At 71.7% G+C, this 24,332-nt stretch carries 23 protein-coding genes and 1 tRNA gene; 7 read left to right on the forward strand and 17 right to left on the reverse strand.

Annotation, left to right across the window (positions count from 1 at the left end; genetic code table 11):
• Positions 1-93 precede the first annotated feature (93 nt).
• Positions 94-2,238, reverse strand: coding sequence for a flotillin family protein (locus tag ACGF2Y_RS20840; RefSeq protein WP_392949463.1), 2,145 nt, complete (start codon positions 2,236-2,238; stop codon positions 94-96).
• A 193-nt stretch (positions 2,239-2,431) separates the two neighbouring features.
• Positions 2,432-3,118, reverse strand: a complete 687-nt coding sequence (locus tag ACGF2Y_RS20845) for a hypothetical protein (RefSeq protein WP_392949466.1) — start codon at positions 3,116-3,118, stop codon at positions 2,432-2,434.
• A 419-nt stretch (positions 3,119-3,537) separates the two neighbouring features.
• Between ACGF2Y_RS20845 and ACGF2Y_RS20850 the strand changes: the two genes are divergently transcribed.
• Positions 3,538-4,611, forward strand: a complete 1,074-nt coding sequence (locus tag ACGF2Y_RS20850; protein ID WP_392949468.1) for a PucR family transcriptional regulator — start codon at positions 3,538-3,540, stop codon at positions 4,609-4,611.
• A gap of 41 nt (positions 4,612-4,652) precedes the next feature.
• Here ACGF2Y_RS20850 and ACGF2Y_RS20855 read toward each other — a convergent pair whose 3' ends face one another.
• The 7 genes from ACGF2Y_RS20855 to ACGF2Y_RS20885 form a co-directional block, all read right to left on the reverse strand.
• On the reverse strand, positions 4,653-5,108 hold the full coding sequence (locus ACGF2Y_RS20855) for a tellurite resistance TerB family protein (protein WP_392949470.1): 456 nt from the start codon (positions 5,106-5,108) through the stop codon (positions 4,653-4,655).
• A 287-nt stretch (positions 5,109-5,395) separates the two neighbouring features.
• Entirely contained in the window at positions 5,396-6,673 is a 1,278-nt protein-coding gene (locus tag ACGF2Y_RS20860) for a cation:proton antiporter (protein ID WP_392949472.1), read from the reverse strand.
• Positions 6,674-6,675: 2 nt separating this feature from the next.
• Positions 6,676-7,146, reverse strand: a complete 471-nt coding sequence (locus ACGF2Y_RS20865) for a cation:proton antiporter regulatory subunit (RefSeq protein ID WP_392949474.1) — start codon at positions 7,144-7,146, stop codon at positions 6,676-6,678.
• Between the two features lie 184 nt (positions 7,147-7,330).
• Positions 7,331-7,421 (reverse strand) — tRNA-Ser (locus tag ACGF2Y_RS20870).
• Between the two features lie 67 nt (positions 7,422-7,488).
• Positions 7,489-7,917 carry a tRNA adenosine(34) deaminase TadA gene (gene tadA / locus ACGF2Y_RS20875; protein WP_030575722.1) on the reverse strand — a complete coding sequence of 143 codons (429 nt, stop codon included), beginning with the start codon at positions 7,915-7,917 and terminating at the stop codon, positions 7,489-7,491.
• A gap of 200 nt (positions 7,918-8,117) precedes the next feature.
• Positions 8,118-8,669, reverse strand: a complete 552-nt coding sequence (locus ACGF2Y_RS20880; RefSeq protein ID WP_392949686.1) for a hypothetical protein — start codon at positions 8,667-8,669, stop codon at positions 8,118-8,120.
• A 241-nt stretch (positions 8,670-8,910) separates the two neighbouring features.
• Complete coding sequence (locus ACGF2Y_RS20885) at positions 8,911-9,174, reverse strand: hypothetical protein (protein ID WP_392949475.1); 264 nt, start codon at positions 9,172-9,174, stop codon at positions 8,911-8,913.
• Positions 9,175-9,276: 102 nt separating this feature from the next.
• Between ACGF2Y_RS20885 and upp the strand changes: the two genes are divergently transcribed.
• Positions 9,277-9,912: a uracil phosphoribosyltransferase gene (gene upp / locus ACGF2Y_RS20890; protein ID WP_383257276.1), complete on the forward strand. Its 636-nt coding sequence runs from the start codon at positions 9,277-9,279 to the stop codon at positions 9,910-9,912.
• Positions 9,913-10,086: 174 nt separating this feature from the next.
• On the opposite strand, the gene ACGF2Y_RS20895 is transcribed toward upp, so the two are convergent.
• From ACGF2Y_RS20895 to ACGF2Y_RS20910, 4 genes are all read right to left on the reverse strand, one after another.
• Positions 10,087-10,689, reverse strand: a complete 603-nt coding sequence (locus ACGF2Y_RS20895) for a LytR C-terminal domain-containing protein (protein WP_392949689.1) — start codon at positions 10,687-10,689, stop codon at positions 10,087-10,089.
• Positions 10,690-10,881: 192 nt separating this feature from the next.
• Entirely contained in the window at positions 10,882-11,178 is a 297-nt protein-coding gene (locus ACGF2Y_RS20900; RefSeq protein ID WP_003967677.1) for a type II toxin-antitoxin system VapB family antitoxin, read from the reverse strand.
• Between the two features lie 270 nt (positions 11,179-11,448).
• Positions 11,449-12,978 (reverse strand): M28 family metallopeptidase, encoded by a 1,530-nt coding sequence (locus tag ACGF2Y_RS20905; RefSeq protein WP_392949479.1) that lies wholly within the window; start codon positions 12,976-12,978, stop codon positions 11,449-11,451.
• A 238-nt stretch (positions 12,979-13,216) separates the two neighbouring features.
• Positions 13,217-13,897 carry an HhH-GPD-type base excision DNA repair protein gene (locus tag ACGF2Y_RS20910; protein WP_392949481.1) on the reverse strand — a complete coding sequence of 227 codons (681 nt, stop codon included), beginning with the start codon at positions 13,895-13,897 and terminating at the stop codon, positions 13,217-13,219.
• Positions 13,898-14,168: 271 nt separating this feature from the next.
• Here ACGF2Y_RS20910 and ACGF2Y_RS20915 point away from each other — a divergent pair, with 271 nt between their 5' ends.
• Positions 14,169-15,104, forward strand: a complete 936-nt coding sequence (locus tag ACGF2Y_RS20915) for a DUF4157 domain-containing protein (RefSeq protein ID WP_392949483.1) — start codon at positions 14,169-14,171, stop codon at positions 15,102-15,104.
• Positions 15,105-15,354: 250 nt separating this feature from the next.
• Here the strand turns inward: ACGF2Y_RS20915 and ACGF2Y_RS20920 are convergent, their stop codons facing one another.
• The gene (locus ACGF2Y_RS20920) at positions 15,355-16,689 is read right to left on the reverse strand and encodes a hypothetical protein (protein ID WP_392949484.1); all 1,335 of its coding nucleotides are present in this window, start codon (positions 16,687-16,689) and stop codon (positions 15,355-15,357) included.
• 213 nt (positions 16,690-16,902) lie between these two features.
• Between ACGF2Y_RS20920 and ACGF2Y_RS20925 the strand changes: the two genes are divergently transcribed.
• The 4 genes from ACGF2Y_RS20925 (at position 16,903) to ACGF2Y_RS20940 (ending at position 22,753) form a co-directional block, all read left to right on the forward strand.
• Positions 16,903-17,526: a response regulator transcription factor gene (locus tag ACGF2Y_RS20925; protein WP_392949486.1), complete on the forward strand. Its 624-nt coding sequence runs from the start codon at positions 16,903-16,905 to the stop codon at positions 17,524-17,526.
• A gap of 265 nt (positions 17,527-17,791) precedes the next feature.
• Positions 17,792-19,828, forward strand: a complete 2,037-nt coding sequence (locus ACGF2Y_RS20930; protein WP_392949488.1) for a VWA domain-containing protein — start codon at positions 17,792-17,794, stop codon at positions 19,826-19,828.
• A gap of 31 nt (positions 19,829-19,859) precedes the next feature.
• Entirely contained in the window at positions 19,860-20,645 is a 786-nt protein-coding gene (locus ACGF2Y_RS20935) for a DUF4255 domain-containing protein (protein WP_392949491.1), read from the forward strand.
• Complete coding sequence (locus tag ACGF2Y_RS20940) at positions 20,642-22,753, forward strand: AAA family ATPase (protein ID WP_392949492.1); 2,112 nt, start codon at positions 20,642-20,644, stop codon at positions 22,751-22,753. The genes ACGF2Y_RS20935 and ACGF2Y_RS20940 overlap by 4 nt, the downstream gene beginning before the upstream one ends.
• A gap of 41 nt (positions 22,754-22,794) precedes the next feature.
• Here the strand turns inward: ACGF2Y_RS20940 and ACGF2Y_RS20945 are convergent, their stop codons facing one another.
• The 3 genes from ACGF2Y_RS20945 to ACGF2Y_RS20955 all read right to left on the reverse strand — a co-directional run bounded on the left by ACGF2Y_RS20945 (position 22,795) and on the right by ACGF2Y_RS20955 (position 24,325).
• On the reverse strand, positions 22,795-23,193 hold the full coding sequence (locus ACGF2Y_RS20945) for a DNA-binding protein (RefSeq protein ID WP_392949495.1): 399 nt from the start codon (positions 23,191-23,193) through the stop codon (positions 22,795-22,797).
• Complete coding sequence (locus ACGF2Y_RS20950; protein ID WP_392949497.1) at positions 23,193-23,474, reverse strand: hypothetical protein; 282 nt, start codon at positions 23,472-23,474, stop codon at positions 23,193-23,195. The genes ACGF2Y_RS20945 and ACGF2Y_RS20950 overlap by 1 nt, the downstream gene beginning before the upstream one ends.
• 239 nt (positions 23,475-23,713) lie before the next feature.
• Positions 23,714-24,325 carry a hypothetical protein gene (locus tag ACGF2Y_RS20955; protein ID WP_392949499.1) on the reverse strand — a complete coding sequence of 204 codons (612 nt, stop codon included), beginning with the start codon at positions 24,323-24,325 and terminating at the stop codon, positions 23,714-23,716.
• Between the last annotated feature and the right edge of the window lie 7 nt (positions 24,326-24,332).

Raw genomic sequence — 24,332 nt, forward strand, 5'->3', positions numbered from 1 at the left:
GGTGCGCCCACCCCCGTGGGACGCGCACCGGACCGCCGGGCCCGCCGGCCGGGGGTTCCGTTCTCCAACGCCGGACGGGCCGGAGATATCGGGCTACCCGAGCGCCCCGGCCCCGTTGCGGGCCGTGACGTCAGCGGCCGGAGCCACCTTCGTACCGCCCCCCGCGGCACCGGTCAGCGAGGACACCGGCAGATCCGCGAGACCCAGCTCCTTCGCCGCCGCCAGCAGCTGCTGCACCTGCCCCGACGCCGCCCCCGAGGACCCCGGACCCATCAGCTTCATCAGCAGCGCCGACACCGTCAGGTTCTGCACATCGCCCGTGGAGAACGAGCCCAGCACCCGGCTGATGTCGTCCGTGAAGGACGACGAACCGTCCAGCCACGGCCCCGCCAGCGCCTGCGCGGTCTGCGAGTTGTCGACGAACCCGTCGACGGCCTTGCCGAGCGAGACCGACGAGACGAGCCGGTCGAAGAAGACCGAGTCGCCGCCGACGATGTCGATGTCGGCGTTCTCCAGACCCGTCGCCAGGACCGTGGCCTGCGCCTCGGCGACCTGCCGCTGCACTTCCAGGCCGGCCAGCCGGATCTCCTTCTCCGCCTCCAGCCGCAGCCGGTACTCCTCGTGCCCGCGCGAAGCCTCGTCCAGCGCCGCCATCGCGGCCGCCTTCTCCGTGAGCCCCGCGGCCTCCGCCTTCAGCTTCTCGCCGATGACCGCCGCGTCGGCGGTCGCCTGCGCCTGGGTGCCCTCCGCCGTGGCGAGTGCCTTGAGCCGCGAGCCCTCCGCCTCGGCCTTGAGCCGGGCCGCCGTCGCCTCCGCCTCCGCGAGACCGGCCTTCTCGGTGACGTCCGCCTCCGCGTCGCGCACCTGTACGGCGGCGAGCCCGGGTGCGGCCGTCTCGGCCTGGATGCCCTCGGCGAGCCGCAGCTTGGCCTGCGCGTCGAGGTCCGCGGTCTTGAGCCGGGCCTCGGCGAGTGTGAGCTGCTCGGCCGCCAGGTGCGTGGACGCCGCCTCGGCCGCCTCCGCCGCCTTGATGTCCTTGACCAGCTTCTCCTGGGCCTCCGCCTCGGCCGCGATGATGACCGACTTGCGGGACCGCTCGGCGTCCTCGACGGCGCGCAGGGTGAGGATCGACTCCTCCTGCTCGGCGACCGTACGGTCCACCGCGATCCGCTCCCGGATGACGTCGGCGACCTCGCGGCGCTCGGCCTCGACCTCCTTCGTGGCGGCGATCCGGTTCAGCTCGGTCTCGCGCTCGCGCCCGATGACCTCCAGCATCCGGTCCTTCTCGATGCGCTCGCTCTCGACGGCGATGACGCGCTCGCGGTTCTTCTGCGCGACGGCGACCTCCCGCGCCTGGTTCTCGCGCTGGATGCCGAGCTGCTCCTCGGTCTTGATGAACGCGGTCTGCGAGCCGAGCCGCTCCTCCTCCTGCACCCGGGCGGTGGCCGCCTCCTCGCGGGCCCGCAGGACCTCGACCTCCCGGCGCTGCTTGATCTCCGCCTCGGCCTGCCGGCGCTCCAGCTCCAGGATCGTCTCGCGGGCGTCGACGTCCTGCCGGGTGATCTCCTTCTGCTCGGTGCGCTGGAACTCGTTGGTGCGCACGTGCTCGATCGCGGTCAGCTCGGTGATCTTCCGGATGCCCTGGGCGTCCAGGATGTTGGCCCCGTCGAGCTGGGCCATCGGGGTCTGTTCCAGGAAGTCGATCGCGGCGTCGTCGAGGTGGTAGCCGTTCAGGTCGGTGCCGATGACCTGGATGATCCGGTCCCGGAACTCCTCGCGCTTGGTGTACAGGTCGACGAAGTCGAGCTGCTTGCCGACGGTCTTGAGCGCCTCGGAGAACTTCGCGGAGAAGAACTCCTGGATGGCGGCCTTGTCGCTGGCCCGGCCCGTACCGATGGCCTGCGCGACCTTGATGACGTCCTCGCGGGTCTTGTTGACCCGGACGAAGAAGGTGATCTGGATGTCGGCGCGGATGTTGTCCTGGCAGATGAGGCCTTCGCGTCCGGCACGGCGGATCTCGATCGTCTTCACCGAGATGTCCATCGTCTCGGCCTTGTGGAGCACGGGCAGGACGACGGCACCGGTGAAGGTGACATCGACCTTCTTGGTCTTGGAGATGATCAGCGCCTTGCCCTGCTCGACCTTGCGGAACAGCCGGGTGATGACGAAGGCGATGGCGATGACGACGAGCAGGACAACGGCGATGAGCACGCCGATGCCCAAGGAGATGGCATCCATAGAAGAGTCCTTGGCGGCTTGTTGGTAGGGAAGTGGCACAAGCGAAGTCGGGGTGGCCGGCCCGCACGGAGACGGGCGGCCGGACAGCGGCCGACGGCGGACGAGGCTTACGGGTGTGTCCGCCGGGGAGGGCGGGAGCCCCGGTGACCCGCCCGGTGTTTCGGTGTTCCGATGGCCCGGTGGCCCGCCCGGGTCAGCCGTTCGTCCCGTCAGGTAGCCGGTGCGGTCGGGTGTCCGGGCCCGGATCGAGCGCCGCGTCGTAGGGCGAGACCCAGAAGAACTCGCCGTCCTCGTCGTACGCGTAGAGGAGTCCGGAGCCGCCCATGACGAGCGGCGCTTCCTCGGCGCTCGGCGCGGACGGCCGGGCGGGGGACGGGAACGGCTCGGCCCGGCGGACCTGCACGATGGCCGTCGATCCGTCGTGGGACACGACCTCGGCCTGGCCGAACGTCGCGGTGACGGAACCGGTGCGGATCGTGCAGAGACTCCCGACGAAGTCCAGCCGCGATGGTGGAGGTTCCGCCGGGAAGTACCGGCGGAAGCGGTGGAGGAGGAGACGGACGGCCGCCCAGGCGAGGAACAGCGACCCGGCGAGCACGGCGACGGCGAGTACGGCGCGGGTGGCGGTGCCGGTGTCGCTCCGGTGCAGCAGGACCGTACCGGTCAGACTCCCGAACCAGGCGAAGACGACCAGCAGCGAGACGGATACGGAGACGGGGACACCGCCGAGACCGGCCGGGCCGGTGTCGAGGTCCGCGTCGAAGGAGTCGTGGCCGGCGGCCCCGGCCAGCACCAGCAGCCAGAAGCAGACGACGACCACCAGTGCGGCGCCGAAGATGACGGCGGGGAATCCGAGTGCCGCGCCCAGGAACTCGTCCATCGGTCCCACCCCCCTGCGGTTCTGCGCACGGGCCCTGTGGCGGTGCGCGTCCAAGATGCCGGTACGGGGGCGGCGAGCGGCCGGCGGGCGCCGGGGCCCGGCGCTGCGGCGTTGTCGTAACCTGCCGCAACGGCCGGGTGGTTCCCCCGTGAGCCCCCTCGGCGGGCCCCGGACCATCCCCGGTCCCCCGTGGACGATCCGGGATCCGAGACCCGGGAAGGGCTCCCGTTCCCCCGTTCCCCGTGCTCCCCCGTGTGTGCTTCCCCCGTGTTGTTGCTGATCTGATCCTGACATTCGGGGCCGGTGCGACGCACTGCCGGATCCCGGCAATCTTTAGGCTTGGCTCATGCCGGGCACCGGCATCGCCCCCTGTGCGTTGGGGAAATGGCAGGACTGTTTGGAAGGCCGGAGGAAAGTGCGTGGCCGAGCCGAGGATCCCCGAGGAAGTGCTGGGTAATTATGCTCATATTCTGGGTGAAGTCGCCCTGACCGGACGTCGTCTGACGCGTAACGAGCTGGAGGAGAGCCGCGCGCTGGGCCGTGCTGCGGCGGACGCGGGGCATCAGCTGCGTGCCCTGGTGGCGATGCATCTGGCGCGGACGCGTGAGGCCTGGCCGCACGCCGCTGCCGGAAACTCCCCTGCTGTGGCCGACGCCGTCCTGGCCGCGGTGGAGCAGGCGGTCGACGCGTTCGCCGAGGGCTTCGAGCGCGCCCAGCGGCTCACCGTACGGCGGGAGGAGGCGGCGCGCCGGGAGTTCATCGACGATCTGCTCTACGGGCGCAGCGATCTGGTCCGGCTCGCGGAGCGGGCGACCCGCTTCGGCCTGCGGCTTTCCCGGGCGCACGCGGTCGCGGTGGCGTCGGGCCCGGAGGCGTACACGGAGACGGACGCGGTGCCGCGCAGTGTGGAGACGGCGCTGCTGGCACGGTTCAGCGGCCGCAAGATCCTGCTGACGACGAAGGACGGCCGGATCGTCTGCATCGCCCCGGGCAGCCAGCCCGACGTCCTGCGCTACTTCGCCAAGCAGGCGCACGCGGCGACGGACGGCGGCCGGGTCGCGATCGGCCGCCCGCACAAGGGTCCTGGCGGGGTGGTCCACTCGTACGACGAGGCGCTCGAAGCCCTCGGTCTGGCGGACCGGATGGGGATGGACGACCCCGTGCTGTACGCCGCGGATCTCTTGGTCTACCCGGTGCTGACCCGGGACCGGCAGGCGATGTCCGACCTGGTGCGCAGCGAGCTGGGCCCGCTCCAGAAGGCGAGGGGCGGCGCGGAACCGCTGCTGAACACGCTGGCGGTCTACTTCGACGCGGGCTGTGTCGCCGCCGAGACGGCCCGCCGGCTGGCCCTGAGCGTACGGGCGCTGACGTACCGACTGGAGCGCATCCATCAGCTGACCGGGTCCGACCCCTCGGACCCGGTACACCGCTACAGCCTGCAGACGGCGGTGATCGGAGCCCGGCTGCTGGACTGGCCGGCCAAGGAGCTGTGACGCGCCCCGGCCGGCCCGTGGGGCTTGCCCCGCGCGGTTCTCTAGAGGTCGAACTCGTGCGGCGGCAGGTCGAGCGCGAAGCACGCCTCCCGCACGACGGACTGCTCGGACGCGTCGAAGTCGCCGTCGGCGCCGCCGATGACGATGCCGATCTGGATCACGGCCCGAGCCTCGGCCGGCTTCTTCTTCGCCTTGGCGATCTCCTGGAGCACGCTGACCTTGCCGAGGGCGAAGTCGGCGGTGAGCTGGTCGACGTACGTGTTGAAGCGCCGCTGCAGATCGTCCGCGGGGAAGTTCTGCAGGACGTCGTTGGTCGCGATGAGCGACGCGACGCGCTGGCGCTCGGACGGGTCGATGGAGCCGTCGGCGGCGGAGACCAGCGCGCACATGGCCATGCTCGCATCCCGGAACGACCCCGACTTCAGCTCGTTCTTCTTCGCCTCCAACTGCGTCTGCATCGACGAAGCGGATTCCTTGATGCGATCCCACAGAGCCATGACATCTCCCTACATTGCGGTGCGAAGGCGGGGCTGGGAAAACTCTACAAACGTGTAGAGGTTAGCAGTTGGGGCCGCTCCGGGCCCTGGATTCGAGCGGCTCCGCGGCCTTGGGGAAGAGACGAACGGAAACGCGCCGAGACGTACTGACGCCTGCGACGACGAAGCCCCCGGACGCGCCGCGGTTGTCGCCGCGATGGTCCGGGGGCTTCGTCGTGGGCCGCGAGCGGCAGGGCAGAGGCAGCGGCTGGGGCTGCGGCAGGGACGCGGCTACTCGCGCGTCTCGCCTACTCGCGCCCCTCGCCGACCGGCTCCGGGGTGAGGTCGGCGTGCGCCGGCAGCCGGTGCTCGGCGCCGGACGGCGCGACGGGCTCCTTCTCCGCCGCCGCGCCGCTCGTGTCCTTGCCGCCGCCGCGACGGGCCTCGATCCTCGCCACGACGGGCTGCGTCCACCGGGCGGTGAGCGGGCCGACGATGACGAGGATCAGGACGTACGCGGTGGCGATGGGACCGATGCGCGGCTCGGTGGCCACGGCCAGACCGGCGATGACGATGGAGAACTCACCGCGCGCCACGAGGGTGCCGCCCGCCCGCCAGCGGCCGCGCGAGCCGATTCCGGCGCGCCGGGCCGCGTAGTAGCCGGTGGCGATCTTGGTGAAGAGGGTGACGATGGCCAGCAGGGCCGCGGGCAGCAGCACCGGCGGGATGTCGGCCGGGTTCGTGGAGAGTCCGAAGAAGACGAAGAACACGGCGGCGAACAGGTCCCGCAGCGGCGTGAGCAGCTTGCGGGCGCCCTCGGCGACCTCGCCGGAGAGCGCGATGCCGACGAGGAACGCGCCGACGGCCGCGGACACCTGGAGCTGCTGGGCGATGCCGGCGACCAGGACGGTGAGGCCGAGGACGACCAGGAGCAGCATCTCGGGGTTGTCGGAGGAGACCGCGCGGCTGATCAGACGGCCGTGGCGGAGCGCCAGGTAGAGGACGAGTCCGACGGCCCCGAGCGCGATCAGGAGCGCGAGGCTGCCGCCGGCCAGGCTGACCCCGGCGAGCATGGCGGTGAGCAGCGGCAGGTACACCGCCATCGCCAGGTCCTCCATGACGAGGACGCCGAGGATGACCGGGGTTTCGCGGTTGCCGAGCCGGCCGAGATCCGTCATGACCTTCGCGATCACGCCGGACGAGGAGATCCAGGTGACCCCGGCGAGCGCGACGGCGCCCACGGGACCCCAGCCGAGGATCAGGGCGGCGACGGCGCCGGGCGTCGCGTTGAGCACGAAGTCGACGACACCGGACGGATACTGCGTCTTCAGACTGGTGACCAGCTCGGACGCGCTGTATTCCAGGCCCAGCAGCAGAAGGAGCAGGATGACGCCGATCTCGGCGCCCACCATGGTGAACTCTTCGCTGGCCTTGAGCGGAATCAGGCCTCCGTGGCCGAAAGCCAGCCCGGCGAGGAGGTAGAGCGGGATGGGAGAGAGCCCTATCCGGCCGGCGAACCGCCCGACGAGCCCCAGCCCGAGGATGACGGCCCCCAGCTCCACCAGCAACGCAGTCGTGTCATGCACGGTCAGCCCTCCGCAATGATCTCGGAGAGCGCGTCGACGCCCTCACGCGTTCCGACGGCGACGAGCGTGTCCCCGATGGCCAGTCGAAAATCCGGTTCCGGCGACGGATGCGCGCTGTGGGTGCGCAGCACCGCCACGATGGACGCCCCGGTCCGGGTCCGCGCCCGCGTCTCCCCCAGCAGCCGCCCGCCGTACGGGGAGCGGGACCCCAGCGGGATGTGCTCGGTGACGAGGTCGATGCCCTCGGTCCGTACGGCGTCGATGGGCGCCGGGTCGATGAGGTGCGCGAGTGCGGTGGCCTCGGACGTCGTCAGCGGGACGGAGAGCCGGCACGCATCAGGGTCGTCCTGTTCGTAGAACCCGATGAACCGGCGACCGTCGTTGTGGACGACGACCGAGATGTGCTGCCCCGTCACAGTCGTGAAGTCGTACTGGGCACCCACTCCGGGCAGTGACGTGCGGCGGGTTCCCATGGCTTCCTCCCGGGACGCGCGGCGGCGCGCTTGGCGATCTCTTTATCCGGCCATTACCTTATCGGGCGGCGAATTTCCGGCGAGGGGCCGCAGCCGGGCGCGGGAAGCGGCGGGCCGGGGTCGGTGCCTGGCGGCACGCGAACGCCCTCCCGGACTGCGTTTCCGCAGTCCGGGAGGGCGTCGATGGCGGTAGCGGTGGGATTTGAACCCACGGTGACGGGTTACGCCACACTCGCTTTCGAGGCGAGCTCCTTCGGCCGCTCGGACACGCTACCGAGAGAGAGCTTAGACCATCCCGGGGCGTGGACAGAAATCGGTTCCCGGCGGCCCGGAGGTACGGGGTCAGAGCGCACGGAAGAAGGCGGTGAGCTGCTCGGCGCACTCGTCCTCCAGGACGCCGCCGATCACCTCCGGGCGGTGGTTGAGGCGGCGGTCGCGGACGACGTCCCAGAGGGAGCCCGCCGCGCCGGCCTTCTCGTCGCGGGCCCCGTGGACGACCCGATCCACCCGGGACTGGACCAGGGCGCCCGCGCACATCGTGCAGGGCTCCAGCGTGACCACGAGTGTGCAGCCGGTCAGGCGCCACTCGCCGTGGGCCTCGGCCGCCCGCCGCAGGGCCAGGATCTCGGCGTGCGCGGTCGGGTCGCCGGTGGCCTCGCGTTCGTTGTGGGCGGCGGCCAGCTCGGTGCCGTCGGGGCCGAGGACGACGGCGCCGACCGGCACATCGCCGGCCGACGCCGCCCGCGCGGCCTCGGCCAGGGCGCGGCGCATCGGTGCCTGCCAGGGATCGCGTACGGGATCGGGTACGGGATCGGGTACGGGATCCGGGGCGGGCTCTGGTGAGGGGATCGGCGGTCGTGCGGTCACCCGCGGACCCTAGCGGACGGGACAGGACGGGACGGGACAGGTGGTGAAGGGACGGCGTACGGGAAGCTGCCCCGCAGGGAACCGGCCCGGATGCCGGAGCGCCCTCAGCGGACCGACTCCAGGATCTCCGCCGCTCCCACGGCCTCCGCGATCTCCGCGAGTGCGTCGGTCTGCAGGGTGAGCAGCTCCTTCTCGGACATCCCGAGGTCGGCGAGGACCCCGAGTTCACCGATCGGCCCCGCAGGCACGGCGTCCGGGTCGGCGGCGTCGTCCGGGTCGACGGCCGCGGAGGCGGACCGTTCCGGCTCGCCGTCCTCGGTGCCGTCGAGGTCGACGAGCTCCTCCAGAGCGGCGATCTCGTCCTCGGCCCCTGGTTCGCGGCCGAGCATTTCGTCGGTGAGCAGGATCTCCCCGTACGAGGAGCGGGCGGCGGCGGACGCGTCCGAGACGTAGATTCGGGGGTCCTCCTCACCGTCCACCCGGACGACGCCGAACCAGGCGTCCTCCTGCTCGATGTAGACCAGGACCGTGTCCTCGTCCACCGAGATCTCCCGGGCCAGATCCGTCAGATCGGACAGGGTCTCCACATCGTCGAGCTCTGTATCGCTCGCTTTCCACCCGTCTTCGGTGCGCGCGAGCAGTGCGGCGAAGTACACCGTGACTCTCCCACTGGTCATAGGCGAATCGGTCCGGCGGGAGGGCGAACGGTCATCCGTCCGTCCTGTGCCCCGCTCCATCGGCATCGTGGCAGAAACAAGCGCCGTGCGAGACCTCTTCGGCCGTTGCGTCGGCCATCAGTTCCAGGAGTGCCTGGTCGGCCCTCTCCCTGACGAGCCGGTCGGCGAGGGAGTGCGCCGGTGGTACAGGAGGGGGTACGGAAGGGCTGGTGGTCCGGCCTCACCAGCGGAAAGTGCGCATCCGCATCTGCTGCCGCATCCGGGCGGCACGGGCCCGGCGCGGCTGCACCCGGTCGCGCAGCTGCTTGGCCTCGTGGAGCTCACGGAGGAACTGGGCGCGTCGGCGGCGGCGGGCCGTGTCACTCTCCTGCCCGCCCTCGGCGTCACCCGCCGCGTCTTCGGCGTCACCTGCCGCGCCCTCGGCGTCGCGCCCGTCGCGCGGCCCGCGCGAGGCCGGGTTGCGCCGCAGTTCCCCGTCAGCCATCGACACACCACCCCAGTGCTGGGTCCGTATGCCCCCACCTTCCCTCCGAACAGGTGGTTGATGCCAGCGCAGAGTGCCGGGCGGCGCGGTTACTGTTGACGCATGCGGATCCACGTCGTCGACCACCCGCTGGTGGCGCACAAACTCACCACGCTGCGCGACAAGCGCACCGACTCCCCGACCTTCCGGCGGCTCGCCGACGAGCTGGTCACCCTCCTCGCCTACGAGGCCACCAGGGATGTGCGCACCGAGCAGGTCGACATCGAGACCCCGGTGACGCCCACGACCGGGGTGAAGCTCTCGCATCCCCGGCCCCTCGTCGTCCCGATCCTGCGCGCCGGCCTCGGCATGCTGGACGGCATGGTGCGGCTGCTGCCGACCGCCGAAGTGGGCTTCCTCGGCATGATCCGTAACGAGGAGACGCTCCAGGCGGAGACGTACGCGACCCGGATGCCCGAGGACCTCTCCGGCCGCCAGGTCTACGTCCTGGACCCGATGCTGGCCACCGGCGGCACCCTCGTCGCGGCCATCCGCGAGCTGATCAAGCGCGGCGCCGACGATGTCACCGCCGTCGTCCTCCTCGCGGCGCCCGAGGGCGTCGAGGTCATGGAGCGCGAGCTGGCCGGGGCCCCGGTCACCGTCGTCACCGCCTCCGTCGACGAGCGGCTCAACGAGAACGGCTACATCGTGCCGGGCCTCGGGGACGCGGGCGACCGGATGTACGGCACGGCCGAATAGCTGATTGGCCGAACAGCCGAACAGCCGAACAGGCGGCGGAACGGCCGAACGGGGGCGGGCCGGGTCCTGACCCTCCCGGTGTCGCGCTCCGTTCCGGCGTCGTACGGTCTCGTACGGTGCCGGGGCGGGGCGCGCTTCCGTGTGCGGGGTCAGCAGGGGTTCAGGTGCGGGGGCTCAGCAGGAGGAGGACGGGGCCGGGGCCGGCTTCGTCAGGGCCGCCATCGCCGCGGTGGCCTCCTGCGGGGTGCTGAACGCCTTGAACTTCGCCCCCAGGATCAGGTCGACCTCGGCCGTCTTGCGGGTGTCGGTCTTGTGCACCGTGCCCGCCAGCTGGGTGTCGAGCACCGTGAAGCTGCTGTTCGTCGCGCTCGGTGCGCCGAGCAGCACGCCCGCGCCCGGCACCTTCTTGTCGTACTCCTTGGACGCGTTGGCCACCTCGCCGATGGTGAAGCCGCGCTTCTTGAGTTCCTCCGCGGCGGATTTGGCCAGCCCGCTGCGCGTCGTCGCGTTGTAGACGTTGACCTTGATGGCGGCCGGTTTCGGCAGCGCCTTGACGGGGGCCGCCGACGGCTTCGGGGTGGGGCAGTTCCGCTCGTGGGCGGCCGCGCGGGCGCTCTTGTCGCCGCCGGTGAAGACGTCGATGAGCTGCAGGGTGCCCCAGCCGGCCAGGCCGAGGGCCACGACGGCCCCGATGCCCGCGAGGACCAGCCTGCGGCGATGCCGGGGGCGGCGCATGCGGGGGTAGGCGTCGCCCGTGATGCGGTACTTTCCGCCCATGCCGGGGGGAGTGAGCATGCTCATGGACGCAGCGTAGTGCGACCCGGTGATGATGCGTACTAAATGATCAACGCAGGGCACCCGGATGAGCGTGAAAGCACCCGAAAGGCCCGAATCGGGTCTCGGCGGGGTGCGGAAACCGGGTGAGGTGTGCGGGTGCCTCGCGGCGGGGTGCGCGGGCGGCGGGAGGCGTCAGCCCAGGTCGAGGACGCGGGCGTGCAGCACCTGGCGCTGCTGGAGCGCGGCGCGGACCGCCCGGTGCAGCCCGTCCTCCAGATAGAGGTCGCCCTGCCACTTCACGACGTGCGCGAACAGGTCGCCGTAGAACGTGGAGTCCTCGGCGAGGAGGGTCTCCAGGTCCAGCTGGCCCTTGGTGGTCACGAGCTGGTCCAGGCGAACCGGACGCGGCGCGACATCCGCCCACTGGCGGGTGCTTTCCCGGCCGTGGTCGGGGTATGGCTTCCCATTTCCGATGCGCTTGAAGATCACACGGAAAGCCTACCGGGCAAGGGCCACCGGGCGCAGCCAGGGAAGCTCGCCTCGGTGCAGGCACAAAGGGCGTATAGCGCCGAATAGGGCGGGATACCGGGACAGGGGTTGCCGGGATCAGCGGGAGCGGCAGCGCGAATACGGGGCTGGACGTCGGGGCGGGCGTCCATGCGGAGGGGGACGTGAGTGAGCCCGGTACGGGATCCGTACCGGGCTCACTCACGGTTCACGTGCTCGGGGTCCGCCGCCTACGGGCTCCGGCGGTGGCCGCTACTCCGTGTCCCGGCCGTGGCCCTCGCGCAGGCCGCCGCCGCTGCCGGGCGTTCCGGTGCCGGTGCCGGTCTCGGGGGTGACCGGGCGGGTCAGGGAGCGCAGGTCATGGGCGTACGTCCCGACGGCGTTGGCGATCACGTCGATGTTGGTGTCGAAGTGGCCCATGTCGATGTTGTCCAGATCGTCGCAGGCCGCGTGGTAGCAGGGGTCGTACGCGATCCCCGCCTCGCCGCCGAACACCTCGGCCTGGGCCGCCGTCTTGATGCCCTCCGCCCCGGTGTCCGTACCGCCGGAGGGGATGCCGGCCTCGATGAACGGCCCGTAGTCCGAGCGGCCGGTGAAGTCCGTGCCCTCGTGCGGCTTGCCCTTGCCGTCGAGGAACTCGTTGATGTCGCGCTCCAGTTGGGCCGAGCCCTCCGGGCCGGGGCCCTCGCCGGTCTGATCGGAGTCGTCGCCGTCGAAGACGAACTGGGCGCCGTTCGGCGAGGCGATCATGTCGAAGTTCAGGTAGAGCGCGATCTGCTCGCGCTGCTCCTCGGAGAGTGCCGCGACGTACTTCTCCGAGCCGATCAGACCGTTCTCCTCGGCCGACCACCAGGCGAACCGGACCTTGTTGGCGGGGTTGCTCTTCGACTTCGCCAGTTGCAGGGCGACTTCGAGCAGACCGGCGGATCCGGAGCCGTTGTCGTTGATGCCGGGACCCTCGGTCACCGAGTCGAGGTGGGCGCCGAGCATCACGGTCCGCGCCGCGTTGCCGCCGGGCGTCTCGGCGATGACGTTGCGGGTGGCGCGGTCCTCCTGGAGCTCGCGGATCTCGAAGGAGACCGTGACCTCACCGTCCGCGAGGTCGGCGAGGAGCTTCTCGCCCTCCGCCTTGGTCAGACCGCCGGTCGGGATCCGGCCGGCGGCGACGTCGCCGAGCGTGCCGGACAGGGTGCCATCGACGTGGTTGTGGATGACCGCTCCGACCGCGCCCGCGTCGGCGGCGGCCGCCTGCTTCGCGGCGAAGGAGCAGCCGCCGCGCTTGATCAGCGCGATCTTGCCGGTGAAGTTCGCGGAAGCGTAGTCGGCCGCCTCGCAGCCCGGAGTCTCGTCGTCGGGCACCGCGATGAGCCCTGCCGTCAGCCCGCCGGTCTTCGTCGACGGCGTGTACGTCATGGCCTTGATCGTGACGTCCCGGGGCGTCGGCGTCACCACGGAGAGCTTTTCGGCCAGCGTCTCCGTGTAGGTGAAGCGGAAGCTCTCGTACGAGACCTTGTACCCGGCCCGCTGGAGCTGGCGGTAGACGTACGCCGCCGAGGCGTCGTGGCCCAGTGAGCCGGCGGCACGGTGACCTTCGGCGGAGTCGGCTATCGCCTGGAACTGCCGGAGGTGGCGGTGGGCGTCGCGTGCGGACGCCTTCCTCACCAACTCCCGTGACAGCTTGGCTGCTTCCTTGCCGGGGTCGTGCGGTGCGGGGCGCCCGGGGTGCGGGGACGCGGCCAGCAGGAGCGGTGTGGCCAGGGCGGTGGCGGCCACGACAGCCATGGCTCTGCGACGTGTTGCGTGCACAGGAGTCCTTCCGGTCCGAAACGGCTGGTGCTCTGAGCGGCCGGTGCTCCGAACGGCTCAGTATCTGAACGGCTCGGCATCCGAACGGCTCAGCATCTGAACGGCTGAACGAATGTGCTGCGAAAGTTAGCGAGTGGCGTGACGCCTGTGAACCGTTGTGGCTGGTTCTGATCGGTAGGGCGTAGGTGTCGGCCTGTTCCGGTGCATGGCCGCGTCACTTCTTCCGCGAGGCGCCGGGCTTCTTCGGCGACGACGCGCCTGCCTTCCCGGGCGATGTCCCGGAGCCCTTCGCCGCTTTGGCCGCCTTCGCCGCCGCTTTGGCCTCCTGCTTGTACGCGCGCACCTCGACGAGCGACTCCGGGCCCGTGATGTCGGCGACCGAACGGTGCGATCCGGCCTCCCCGTACGGTCCCGCCGCCTCCCGCCAGCCCGTCGGCCGTACGCCGAACTGCTTGCCGAGCAGCGCCAGGAAGATCCGGGCCTTCTGGGCGCCGAAGCCGGGCAGCGCGTTGAGGCGTTCCAGCAACTCGTCGCCGGTCGCGGCGGTCCGCCACACCGCGCTCGCGTCGCCGTCGTACTCCGCCACCAGGAACTGGCACAGCTGCTGCACCCGCTGGGCCATCGAGCCGGGATAGCGGTGCAGGGCCGGTTTGGCGGTGAACAGTTCGGTGAAGGCGTCGGGGTCGTAGGCGGCGATCCGCCCCGCGTCCAGGTCGTCGGACCCCATCCGTTCCGCGAGGGTGTACGGGCCGGTGAACGCCCACTCCATCGGTACCTGCTGGTCCAGCAGCATGCCGACCAGGGCGGCCAGCGGGCTGCGGCCGAGGAGTTCGTCGGCCGCCGGATTCTGGGCGATCCGCAGGGTGATGTCCTTGCCGCTGTCGCTGGTGGTCATGCCGCCGATCATCGCGAGCCCGGCGGACGACGGCGACCGGGACTGCGCCGATGGCCTCTTCCCTGTCGGCCGAAGGGAGTAAGACCCGCCGGTGGGTCCACCCGCCGGTGGGTCCAAGGGGAGCGGGCCGGCCGTCGTGTGCGCGTCCGTCCGTGCCGCCGCGCTGCCCGATGAGGCAGTTCCGGATGCCCCGGTCCGGCCGGGGCGCGGGCTGGACGGTCCGGGGGGCGCGCCGCCATCGTGGAGTGCCGAGGGCGGTGCGGTCAGGGAGATGAGCATGGACGCGCACGACATCGAGCAGGAACACCACGAGCACCACGGACACGGCGGGCATGGCGGAGGCGCCGGGTGGGAACAGGCCCACGAGCGCGATGAGCAGCGCGGTGAGCAGCGCGGTGAAACCGCTGCGGAGGCACCCGGGGAGCAGGCCCACCATGTCTTCCGGGCAGCCGCCGCGGGCCGGGCCGATGTGGTCGGGGCGGCCGGGATGGGACTGCTCCAGCGGACGGCCGGCAACGGCGCACTCGGGGCGATGGTCCAGCGGGCCCGGTCCGGGACCGCGGAAGCCGCCGCCGAGCGGGCCGGGCGGCCGGAGGAAGAGGGGAAGGCGGAGGAGGCGGCGGAGCAGCGGTCGCCGGTGCATGACGTGGTCTCCTCCGGCGGCTCGCCCCTGGACACCGACACCCGTACGGACATGGAGAGCCGCATGGGCGCGGACTTCTCCGACGTGCGCGTGCACCACGACTCCGCCGCGCACGAGTCGGCGAAGGGCGTCGGCGCGCACGCGTACACCGTCGGCAACAACGTGGTGTTCCAGCGCGACGCCTACGACCCCGCATCGCCGCAGGGCCGCACCACGCTGGCCCATGAGCTGACCCATGTGATCCAGCAGCGCAACGGCCCGGTGGAGGGCACCGAGGCCCCGGGCGGCATCCGGGTCAGCGACCCTTCGGACCGGTTCGAGCGCGAAGCCGTCGCGAACGCGGACCGGGTCCTGGCCGATCCCACGCCGGAGGCGGCCCCGGCCGCCGCCACCCCCGTATCCGCGCCCGTATCCACCCCCGCGCCCGCCGCCGGTGCTGCCGTGCAGCGGTCGGCCACGGAGGACGAGGACGAGCAACCCGCCGACGTGCAGGGGGCGTTCGTGCAGCGTGTGGCGGAGAAGAAGCCGGGGGAGGAAGAGGAGGAGGAGACGCCCCCGGCCTGACGGGAGTGCGGGACGTCTCCTGCCCTACCGGAGTGCGAGACGCCTCCTGTCCTACGGAAGTGCGGTCCGCCCCCGGCCCTACGGGAGCGCGAGACGCCCCCGGCCCGGCACAGTCCGCGTCGGCCGGCCTGGCACCGTCCGCGTCGGTTCGGCCCGCAACAGTCTGGCTGCGTCGGCCGACGGGCCGGCGGAGTTCGCGTCGGCCGGCGGGTCTGGTGGGTTACGCGTCGGCCGGCCGGCGACGCGGGGATCAGCCTGCCGTGTCCGGGCGCATCGTCCCGCCCAGGAACATCGAGGACGAGCACCGTGAGGGGGCCGGGGCGCCCACCGGCCTGCCGACCCGCCTGCAGTCGATCGTCATCGTGACCTTGCCGCCCGCGGGCACCAGGATCGGCGTCACGAAGTGGTAGTCGGAGTCGCGGAAGTTCTCAAGACCGAGGCTCAGGACCCGGGTGTCCTCGCCGGCCGTGACGGTGACCGTGCCCGCGTCGCCCTGCGGGTTCTGCACCACGATGTCGGTGAGCTGGAAGGTGTGGCCGGCCGGTACCTCCAGGGCCGTCCCGGTGTTCGGGCCGCCGCCCACCGCGTCCTGTACCCGGGCCTGCGCACTGGTCGGGGTGCCCGGCGCCGCGTCGCCGCCACCGCTGTCGCCCGGGGCGGAAGGGCCGGGTGACGGAGTGGGCCCGGCCGAACCGCCGCCCGTGCCCGCACCGGCGGAGTCGCCGCCCCCGGAGTCCGCGCCGCCCTCGTCCGGGGCCGTGCTCCGGTCGGCCGCCGCGGCCGACCGTACCGCCTCGGGAGTGACCGCCTCCCGGGCCGCGGACTTCACCGCCGGGCGCAGCAGCGCGTACCAGAGGCCCACCAGGACCAGGAGCAGCAGAGCCGCGGTGAGCAGGGCCCGGGGCAGCCAGCGCGGCAGGATGGGTTCCTGCTGGTAGGAGCCGTCCACCAGCACCGGGGCCGGCGGCTCCTCGCCCTCGGGCGGCTGCGGGGCGGCGAACACCTGGAAGGCGTGCGTCACCGGTGTGCCGCGCCACATCCGCTTCGCCGGGCGGACCCGCAGCTTCGCGAACTCGGCGTGCCCCGGCTCGATGCGGAGCTCGGAGGCGGCGAACACCACCCGCGCCTGCTCCGTACCGGGCTGGGCTCCGAGCCGCACCGTCACCGGGACGTTGCCCCGGTTGTCGACGGCGAACTGGTGCCGTCCGTTCCGCGAACCGTTCGAGCTGCGCGGGACCAGTTCGGCGGTCGTCTCGGTGAACGGCAGGACGGTCACCCGGCCCTCGGGCACCACTGTGTCGCCCTGGTCGCCGGTCGGTATCACCCGGATCCCGAACGTCGTCCCGCCCGCGGGGACCGTCGCGTCGCGCGGCGGGCGCAGGACCAGCGAGACGGTTCCGGAGTCGCCCGGGTACAGGGAGAGGACCGCGGGCTCCACCGCCGACCAGGCGGCACACGCGCCGACCACCTCGAAGCGGTATTCCTCGACGGTCCGGCCGGAGTTGAGGATCTGCAGGGGAAGGGTCGCCTCCTCGCCCGGTGCGACGGTGGCGGACGACGCGTCGAGGCTTGCGGTAAGACTCATACGGCGGACCGTAGAACCGGGCCGGGGGGCGGGCACCGGTCACGGAGGAACACTTTCGGGCAGATTTGATGCCCGTAGCAACCTTTCAGTTTCCTCGCGGGGAGGAACGGGAATCTTCAGACCGCCTCACAACGGATGGGGCGGACGACTACAGCTGTGGAGCTTGTGCCTGCTGTGTGACGCTTCCGGCTGGTGCCCAGGGGGAGCATTCGCATGGAGCGCATCACTGTCGTTTTACGGGCGCAGGACCCGATTTCCCAGGCCGGAGTGGCCAGTCAGCTGCGCGCCCGCCCCGAGGTCAGTGTCGTCGAGCGGGACGGCGAGGCGGCGCCCCAGGTCGTGGTCATGGTGGTGGACGCCGTGGACGACGAAGTCCTGCGCGTCCTCCGTAACATCCAGCGCACCAGCACCTGCCGCACGGTGCTGGTGACCACGGACATCGACGAGCAGAAGCTGGTGAGCGCGGCGGAGTGCGGGGTCGCGGGGGTCGTCAGGCGGTCCGATTCGACCCCGGAACATCTGGTGCAGGTCATCGGCACGGTGGCCCGGGGCGAGGGGCATCTGCCCTCCGACCTGCTCGGACGCCTCCTCGAAGAGGTCGGCAGGCTCCAGGGCCAGGTGCTCGGCCCGCGCGGTCTGCACTTCACCGGCCTGGCCTCCCGCGAGGTGGACGTGCTGCGCCTGGTAGCCGAGGGGTACGACACGGCGGACATCGCGACGAAGCTGGCGTACTCCGAGCGCACGATCAAGAACGTGCTGCACTCGGTGATGACCCGTCTGCAACTGCGCAATCGCTCCCACGCGGTGGCGTACGCGATGCGTCAGGGCCTGATCTGACGGGCCGCTTCCCGAACGCCCTTGCCCCATAGGGCAGCTGAGGCTACCCGAGGGAGTGGCTCGCCCAACTCGGTACGGGGGCGGCCGGCGCGCGACGGTGGTCTCCGGGTACCGGGCGGGACGTGGCAGGACGCGGGAGGGGAACGCTGTGCGGTGGTTTCAGCCAAGCACCGGGCCGGGAGCGCGGGAGGCCCGCCGCACCGGCCCAGGAACGCGGGAGGCCCGCCGCACCGGGCCGGGAACGTGGGCGGGCAGTCGCACCGGGATGCGCCGCCGGTCGGCCGCGTTCGTCCTGCTCCTGCTGGCCGCCGGACTCGCCCCCGCCTCGGGCGTGAGCGGCGTCGCGTCCGCCGTGCCCGTGCCGCCGGAGCCGTGGGTCACCCCGGCGACGCTGGAGGAGGCGCTCGACCCGGGCGGTTCGACGGGCGTGGACAAGCAGGTGCGGACCCCGGCGATCCCGCCCCGGCCCGATGTGATCCTGCTGGTGGACGGTACGGCGAGCATGGCCGAACCGATCCGGAGCGTCCGGGAGAACCTGCCCGCCATCACCGGCAAGATCCTCGCCGAGCAGCCCGACTCGCATTTCGCGGTGGCCACGTTCGGCGACCAGGAGGGCGATGTCGACGCGGGATTCCAGGTGCTCACAGGGCTGACGGACGACCTGGAGAAGGTGCAGGAGGGCGTCGACCAGCTCAGGACCGACCTCGGCGGTGCGAGCCGTGGCCCTTCGGAGGACTGGATCAACGGGCTGTGGCAGATCGCCGACGGCGCGGGCGGCACAACGGTGTTCCGCGACGGGGCGAGCCCGGTCGTGGTGCTCGTCGGGGACGCCTCCAGCCACTCGCCCAGCAACGGCCACACCATCGACGACACGATCTTCGCGCTCCAGGACAAGGGCGTCCGGGTGATCGGCGTCGATGTGGAGAGCACGATCGGCGACGGCCTCAACGGCAACGGCGACGCCGGAAACCCGGACTACGTCGAGGACCCGCCCACCACACCGGGCCAGGCCACCCGCATCATCGAGGCCACCGGCGGCCGGCTGCTCGAAGGCATCGACGGGGACCGGGTCGCCGAGGCGATCGTCGACGGCTTCGACAACCTCCCCACCTCCGTGGGCTACCGCCTCGAAGTCTGCGACCCCCATCTGACCGTCGCCCTCGACCCGCCCACCCGGCAGCTCACCAGCGGCGGGACCGCGCACTTCGCGGAGACCGTCGATGTGTCGGAGGACGCCCCGCAGGGCACGACGCTCACCTGCACCGTGCAGTTCCTGCTCGGGACGCAGGTGCCGGGGACGGACACGATCGGGCCCGCCGCGGTGCCCGATCCGGACTTCCAGCAGCAGATCAGCATCGCCGTGAACGACGTCGACGTCCCGGTCGTCACCGTGGACGACCGTACGGCCAGGGCCACCGACGACGACGGCGTACGCATCGACTACACGGCCACGGCGACGGACCCGCAGGACGGGGTGCTGCCGGTGACCTGCGCCCCGCCGTCCGGATCGCTCTTCCCGGTCGGTACGACGACGGTCACCTGTTCCGCCACGGACTCGGCGGGCAACACGGGGGCGGACACGGCGCGGTTCGAGGTCCTGGAACCTGTCGTCCCGCCGGACCCGCCCGCGCCGCCGCCACCCCCGCCGCCGGCCTCCGACCTCGCGGTACGGGCCGATGTCAGCCCGGACCGTACGTACGTGGGGCGGCCCGCCGCCGCCCGGTTCACGATCACCAACGCGGGCCCGGACACGGCGACCGGCGTCGTCCTCGGGACTGCCTGGCCGAGGACGACCGAGGCGAAGGACCGGAGCCTGTCCGGCCCGATCCGGTGCACGGCGGCGCGGCCCTGCACGATCCCCGCCGGGGGCCGGGTCGAGGTGACGCGGACGGCGACCTACCGGTCGGCGGTCACCGGTGACGTACGGGCCACCGTGCGCGGCACCCTGCCCGACCTGCGGGCGGCGAACAACCGGGACGTGGACCGGCTGAGGGTCCTCGAACCCTCGCTGACGGTCACCCCGCAGGTCGCGAAGCCGGGGCAGCCGGTACTGGCCCGGGGCAAGGACTATCCGCCGGGCGAGACCGTACGTTTCACGTGGAACATCGGCATCACCGCGGACCGGTCCGGCATACGTGTCGGCCGGGACGGCACCTTCGAGGTGCAGGTGCTGGTCCTGCGCAAGGACGTGCTGGGCCCGCGCATCCTGAGGGCGGAGGCCCGGGATCTCCCCCGTCTCCAGGAACCGGTCCTGGTCGTTCAGCACAACCTCCAGCCCCCGGACTTCGCGGGCCGGTCATGAGTGCGCCCTTCGTATGGGAGGCGGTCACCGGATGATCCATGAGGTGGACGATGTCCTGCGGGCCCTGATCCGGGCCGAGGTGCTGGAGGGCCGGCAGATCGCGGTGGTCTTCGACGCCCCGACCCGGGAGTGGGCGGCCAAGGTCAACGCCCCGATGGTCAACCTCTACCTCTACGACATCCGCGAGGACATGCGGCGGCGGGGGCGTGGCCTGCACAACGAGTACGACGAGCGCGGCGCGATCGTCGCGCGCCGCCGGCCGCCCCGTTTCTTCAAGCTGTCGTACCTGATCACGGCGTGGACGAAGCGCCCGGAGGACGAACACCGGCTGCTGTCCTCCCTGCTGGCCTGTCTGCTGCGGTACGAGGCGCTGCCGCCGGAGCGGCTGGCGGGCTCGCTCGCCGAGGTCGGGGCCGCCGTCCCGATGTCGATCGCGCTGCCGCCGCCGGAGGACCGGTCGTTCGCGGATGTGTGGAGCGCGCTCGGGGGCGAGCTGAAGCCCTCCCTCGACCTGGTGATCAGCGTTCCGGTGACGGCCTCACCGGTCTACGAGGCGGGCCCGCCGGTGGGCGGCGAGGGGCTGCGGGCGCAGTTCGGGGACGTACCCGCGCCCGGGGAGGGCGCGACGGAGGCGCAGCCGGGCCGGCCGGGGCTGCCGGTGTACGGGTCGCGTCCGGGCCGGCCGGCCCGGGACCCGGCGGCGCGGGGTTCCGGCGGCGAACGGGGGCGGGCGGTGTCGTTGCGGATCACGGAGCGGCGGGGGAGGCCGGCGGAGGAGAGCGGTGCTCCCACGCCTCCTGCGGGACGGGACGCATGAGCGGGCAGGCTGCCGACGGGGGCGCGGAGCGCGGGACCTCGCGGGACGTCATCGACCCGGACCTCCGCCACCTGCTCGCCCGTGCGGCGGCCGTGGAGCGGCGTATCCGGCACGCGGTGGAGCTGCGGCGGAGCACCGATCCGGACCCGGACGACGACTTCCGGGGGCTGTATCTGACGGACGAGAGCATCGTGCGGCTGCTGGACGAGGAGGGGGCGAGGGGGTTCCCGGCGCTGGAGCAGCCTCTGGCCGGGGGCGAGCCGAGTGCTTCTCCGGCCGAGGAGGAGGCGGGTTCCCGACTGGCCGGCCTCGCACAGGAGTTCGGCCTCACCGTGCTCGATACGGAGATCCTGCTCATCGCGCTCGTACCGGATCTGGACGACCGCTTCGAGGCGTTCTACGGCTATCTCAACGACGACGTGTCCCGTCGCCGTCCGTCCATCGGGCTGGCTCTGGGCCTGTGCGGCGCGGCCCTCTCGGATCCTGCGGCCCGTGCCCGGCTGGCTGCGGGGGCGCCGCTCCGGGCCGGCGGCCTGCTGCTGGCGGAGGACCTGAACCGCCCGTTCCTGAGCCGTGCGCTGCGGGTGCCGGACCGGGTGGCCGCGCACCTGCTGGGCGACGACACGCCGGACCTGTGGCTGGCGGAGCTGCTGGCCCCGTGGCAGGCCGTGCCCGGGGTGGGCGACCCGGCCCCGCTCGCCGGGGTCCTGGCCGACGGGGTCGCGCTGGCCTACCTGAGCGAGGAGCAGGGCGGTGCGGGCACGGCGCTGGCCGCGTCGGCGCTGACGCGGGCGGGCCGGGGCGTCCTGGGCCTGGACCTGGCCCGGCTGGCGGAGGACCCGTCGCCCGCCGAGGCGGTACGCGCCCTGGTCCGGGAGGCGCGCCTGACCGGGGCGGGCCTGGTCTGCGCGCCGCTGGACGCGGTGTCCAGGGAGCGCCCCGGGCTGCTCAGGCTCCTCACGGCCACCCCGGTCCCGACGGTCCTGGTGGGCCGGGCGCCCTGGGACGCGTCCTGGTCGGCCGCCCCGCCGCTGCTGCTGCACGCGCCCCGGGTGGAGCCGTCGGCGCGGGGGGCGCTGTGGCGGGACGCGTACCGGCTCCGGGAGGACGCGCCGCTCCCGGCCGCCATCGCCCCGGACCAGCTGCTGGCTCCCTTCCTCCTCACCCCGGAACAGATCACCGGAGCCGCCCGTTCCGCCGCCCAGGCAGCCCGGCTGGCGGGCGGCGTACTCACCGCGGACCACGTACGCCGGGGGGCCCGCGCCCAGAACGCGGCGGGCCTGGACCGCCTGGCCCGCCGCATCGAACCCACGGTGACCTGGGACGACCTGGTCCTCCCGCCCGACACCCACACCCAGCTCCGTGAACTCACGGCCCGCGCCCGGCACCGCGACCGGGTGCTGGGGGAGTGGGGCATGCGGCCGGGCGGGGGCCGGGGCCGGGGAGTCTCGGCGCTGTTCGCGGGCGACTCCGGCACGGGCAAGACGATGTCGGCGGAGGTGATCGCCGCGGACCTGGGCCTGGACCTGTACACGGTCGACCTGGCGACGGTGATCGACAAGTACGTGGGCGAGACGGAGAAGAACCTGGAGCGGATCTTCACGGAAGCGGCGGGCGTGAACGGCGTACTCCTCTTCGACGAGGCGGACGCGATCTTCGGCAAACGCTCGGACGTGAAGGACGCCCACGACCGTTACGCCAACGTGGAGAGCGCGTACCTCCTCCAGCGCATGGAGTCCTTCGACGGCCTGGCCATCCTCGCCACCAACCTCCGCGCCAACCTGGACGACGCCTTCACCCGCCGTCTGGACCTGGTCATCGACTTCCCCGTCCCGGACCCCGAACAACGCCTGCTCCTCTGGGACCGCTGCCTGGGCCCGACGCTCCCGCGCGGCACGGACCTGGACCTGCCCTTCTGCGCCGAGAACTTCGAGCTGGCGGGCGGCAACATCCGCTCGATCGCGGTGACTTCGGCGTACCTGGCGGCGGAGGCGGGGGGCGCGGTGACGATGGAGACGGTGATCCACGCGATCCAGCGGGAGTACCAGAAGCTGGGGCGGCTGACGCTGGCTTCGGAGTTCGGGCCGTATCTGGGGCTGGTGACCTGAGGGCGGGAATCAGGAGGTGGAGGCGGCCCTGAGCACTGGGTTCAGACCTTGACGATGCGCACGCGGTTGCCGCAGAGCATGGTCAGGTCCTCGGGATCGGAGGTCAGGACGACGGCCGGCTTCGGAGCGTGGAGTGCGGTGGCCGCGACCACGGAGTCGATGGCGTACTTGTGCCCGTGAAGGCCCGTGTCGACGAGCAGGGCCATCGCCGTACGCCCGATCTCCTCGGTGACCGGCTCCACGTTCAGCCGGGACACGGCCCAGTTGAAGCGGGCGGAGTTCACCCGCGCGTGGTGCGCCTCGATGAGGGTGAGGATGCTGGTCACGACCCGCATGTCCTCCTGCTCGGCCCCGCGTACCAGGGCCATGACCCGGCGGTCGTCGGCGACCACCTTCGACAGTCCTTCGCTGTCCAGGACGAGGGTGCCCGACCGGTTCATCAAGCCGCGCTCCCCACGCCGCCGTCGGCGTCTCCGCGCAGCAGCGCACGGGCGGCGTCGATCTCCGCCGGGCTGAACTCACCGTGCTCCGCCTCGTGCGCGGCGGTCAGCTCGGCGAGGTTGTCCCGCTCGATCTGGCGCTGCACGGCGGCGTCCACGTAGGCGGAGAACCCCCGCTTCCCGACGCGCGCGCGGACGGCGGCGATGTTGCCGGAGTGCAGGCTGACGGAGACGTTGGCGGTGGGGCCTTCGCCGGGTCTGTAGGTGACGTCGTCGCTCATGGCCCCATTCTAATATCTCTTCTAGTAGAGAGGGGGGTGGCGCGCATATCCGGCGGCGGAGGCAGGGGACGCGGTGACGGATGGGGACGGCGATCCACGCGAACCAGGGGAGTACCGGAAGCTGGGGCGGCTGACGCCGGCTTCGGAGTTCAGGCGGCCGGTGGGGCGGGGTGACGCATCGGGCCCGTGTACCTCGTCGGCAGACCGGGTCGTGCTCCGGTATGAGGATTCTCCGCGGGTCACATATTCGCCGCCTGCACTATTTCGCCGTTTGGTGCCTTGAATTGGTATAAACGGGAAAGCATTCTCGGATACGAGCTGAATACTGCATCCGGATATGATGATTCGCCGATCATCCGGGAATCGGCGAGATCTTCTCTCGCGAACTCGTAAATGTTTCGGTCCTGTGGATCCTCCAGGCTGATGGCAAGGTAGGAGCGATCATTTTCCACCCAGGATCCGATGGGGTAAATTTTTGCGTATTCCACGAACAGGGGCACGTCGTCCTCGCCCATGTCTCCCAGTGAAAACGTGTACCAGATCTTATGTGCGATGTCGAACCTTGCGCAGTCCTCGTCGTAGGCGATAAACCGGGCGGGCATGGAATCCGCGAATCCGGCAAAAATCTTCCGAAGGTCGCGGAACCATGGGGGCAGAGTCACGCCGTGCTCGGATTCGCTGGCATCGAGATACTCGTCCGACTCCCGGATGAAGGTCAGTGAGGGGAAGTTCATGATGAATTTCAGGAGATTCGATTTGGATTTCTCGTCCAGGCCGGAGCCATTCACCCACTCCATGGCTTCCGTGCTGGTTCCAAGCTCTGAAGTTGCGTTTCCTTCGCCTTCGTTCACGCTTCCT

It is taken from the genome of Streptomyces sp. NPDC048142 (genome assembly GCF_043202835.1).
GTDB lineage: Bacteria > Actinomycetota > Actinomycetes > Streptomycetales > Streptomycetaceae > Streptomyces.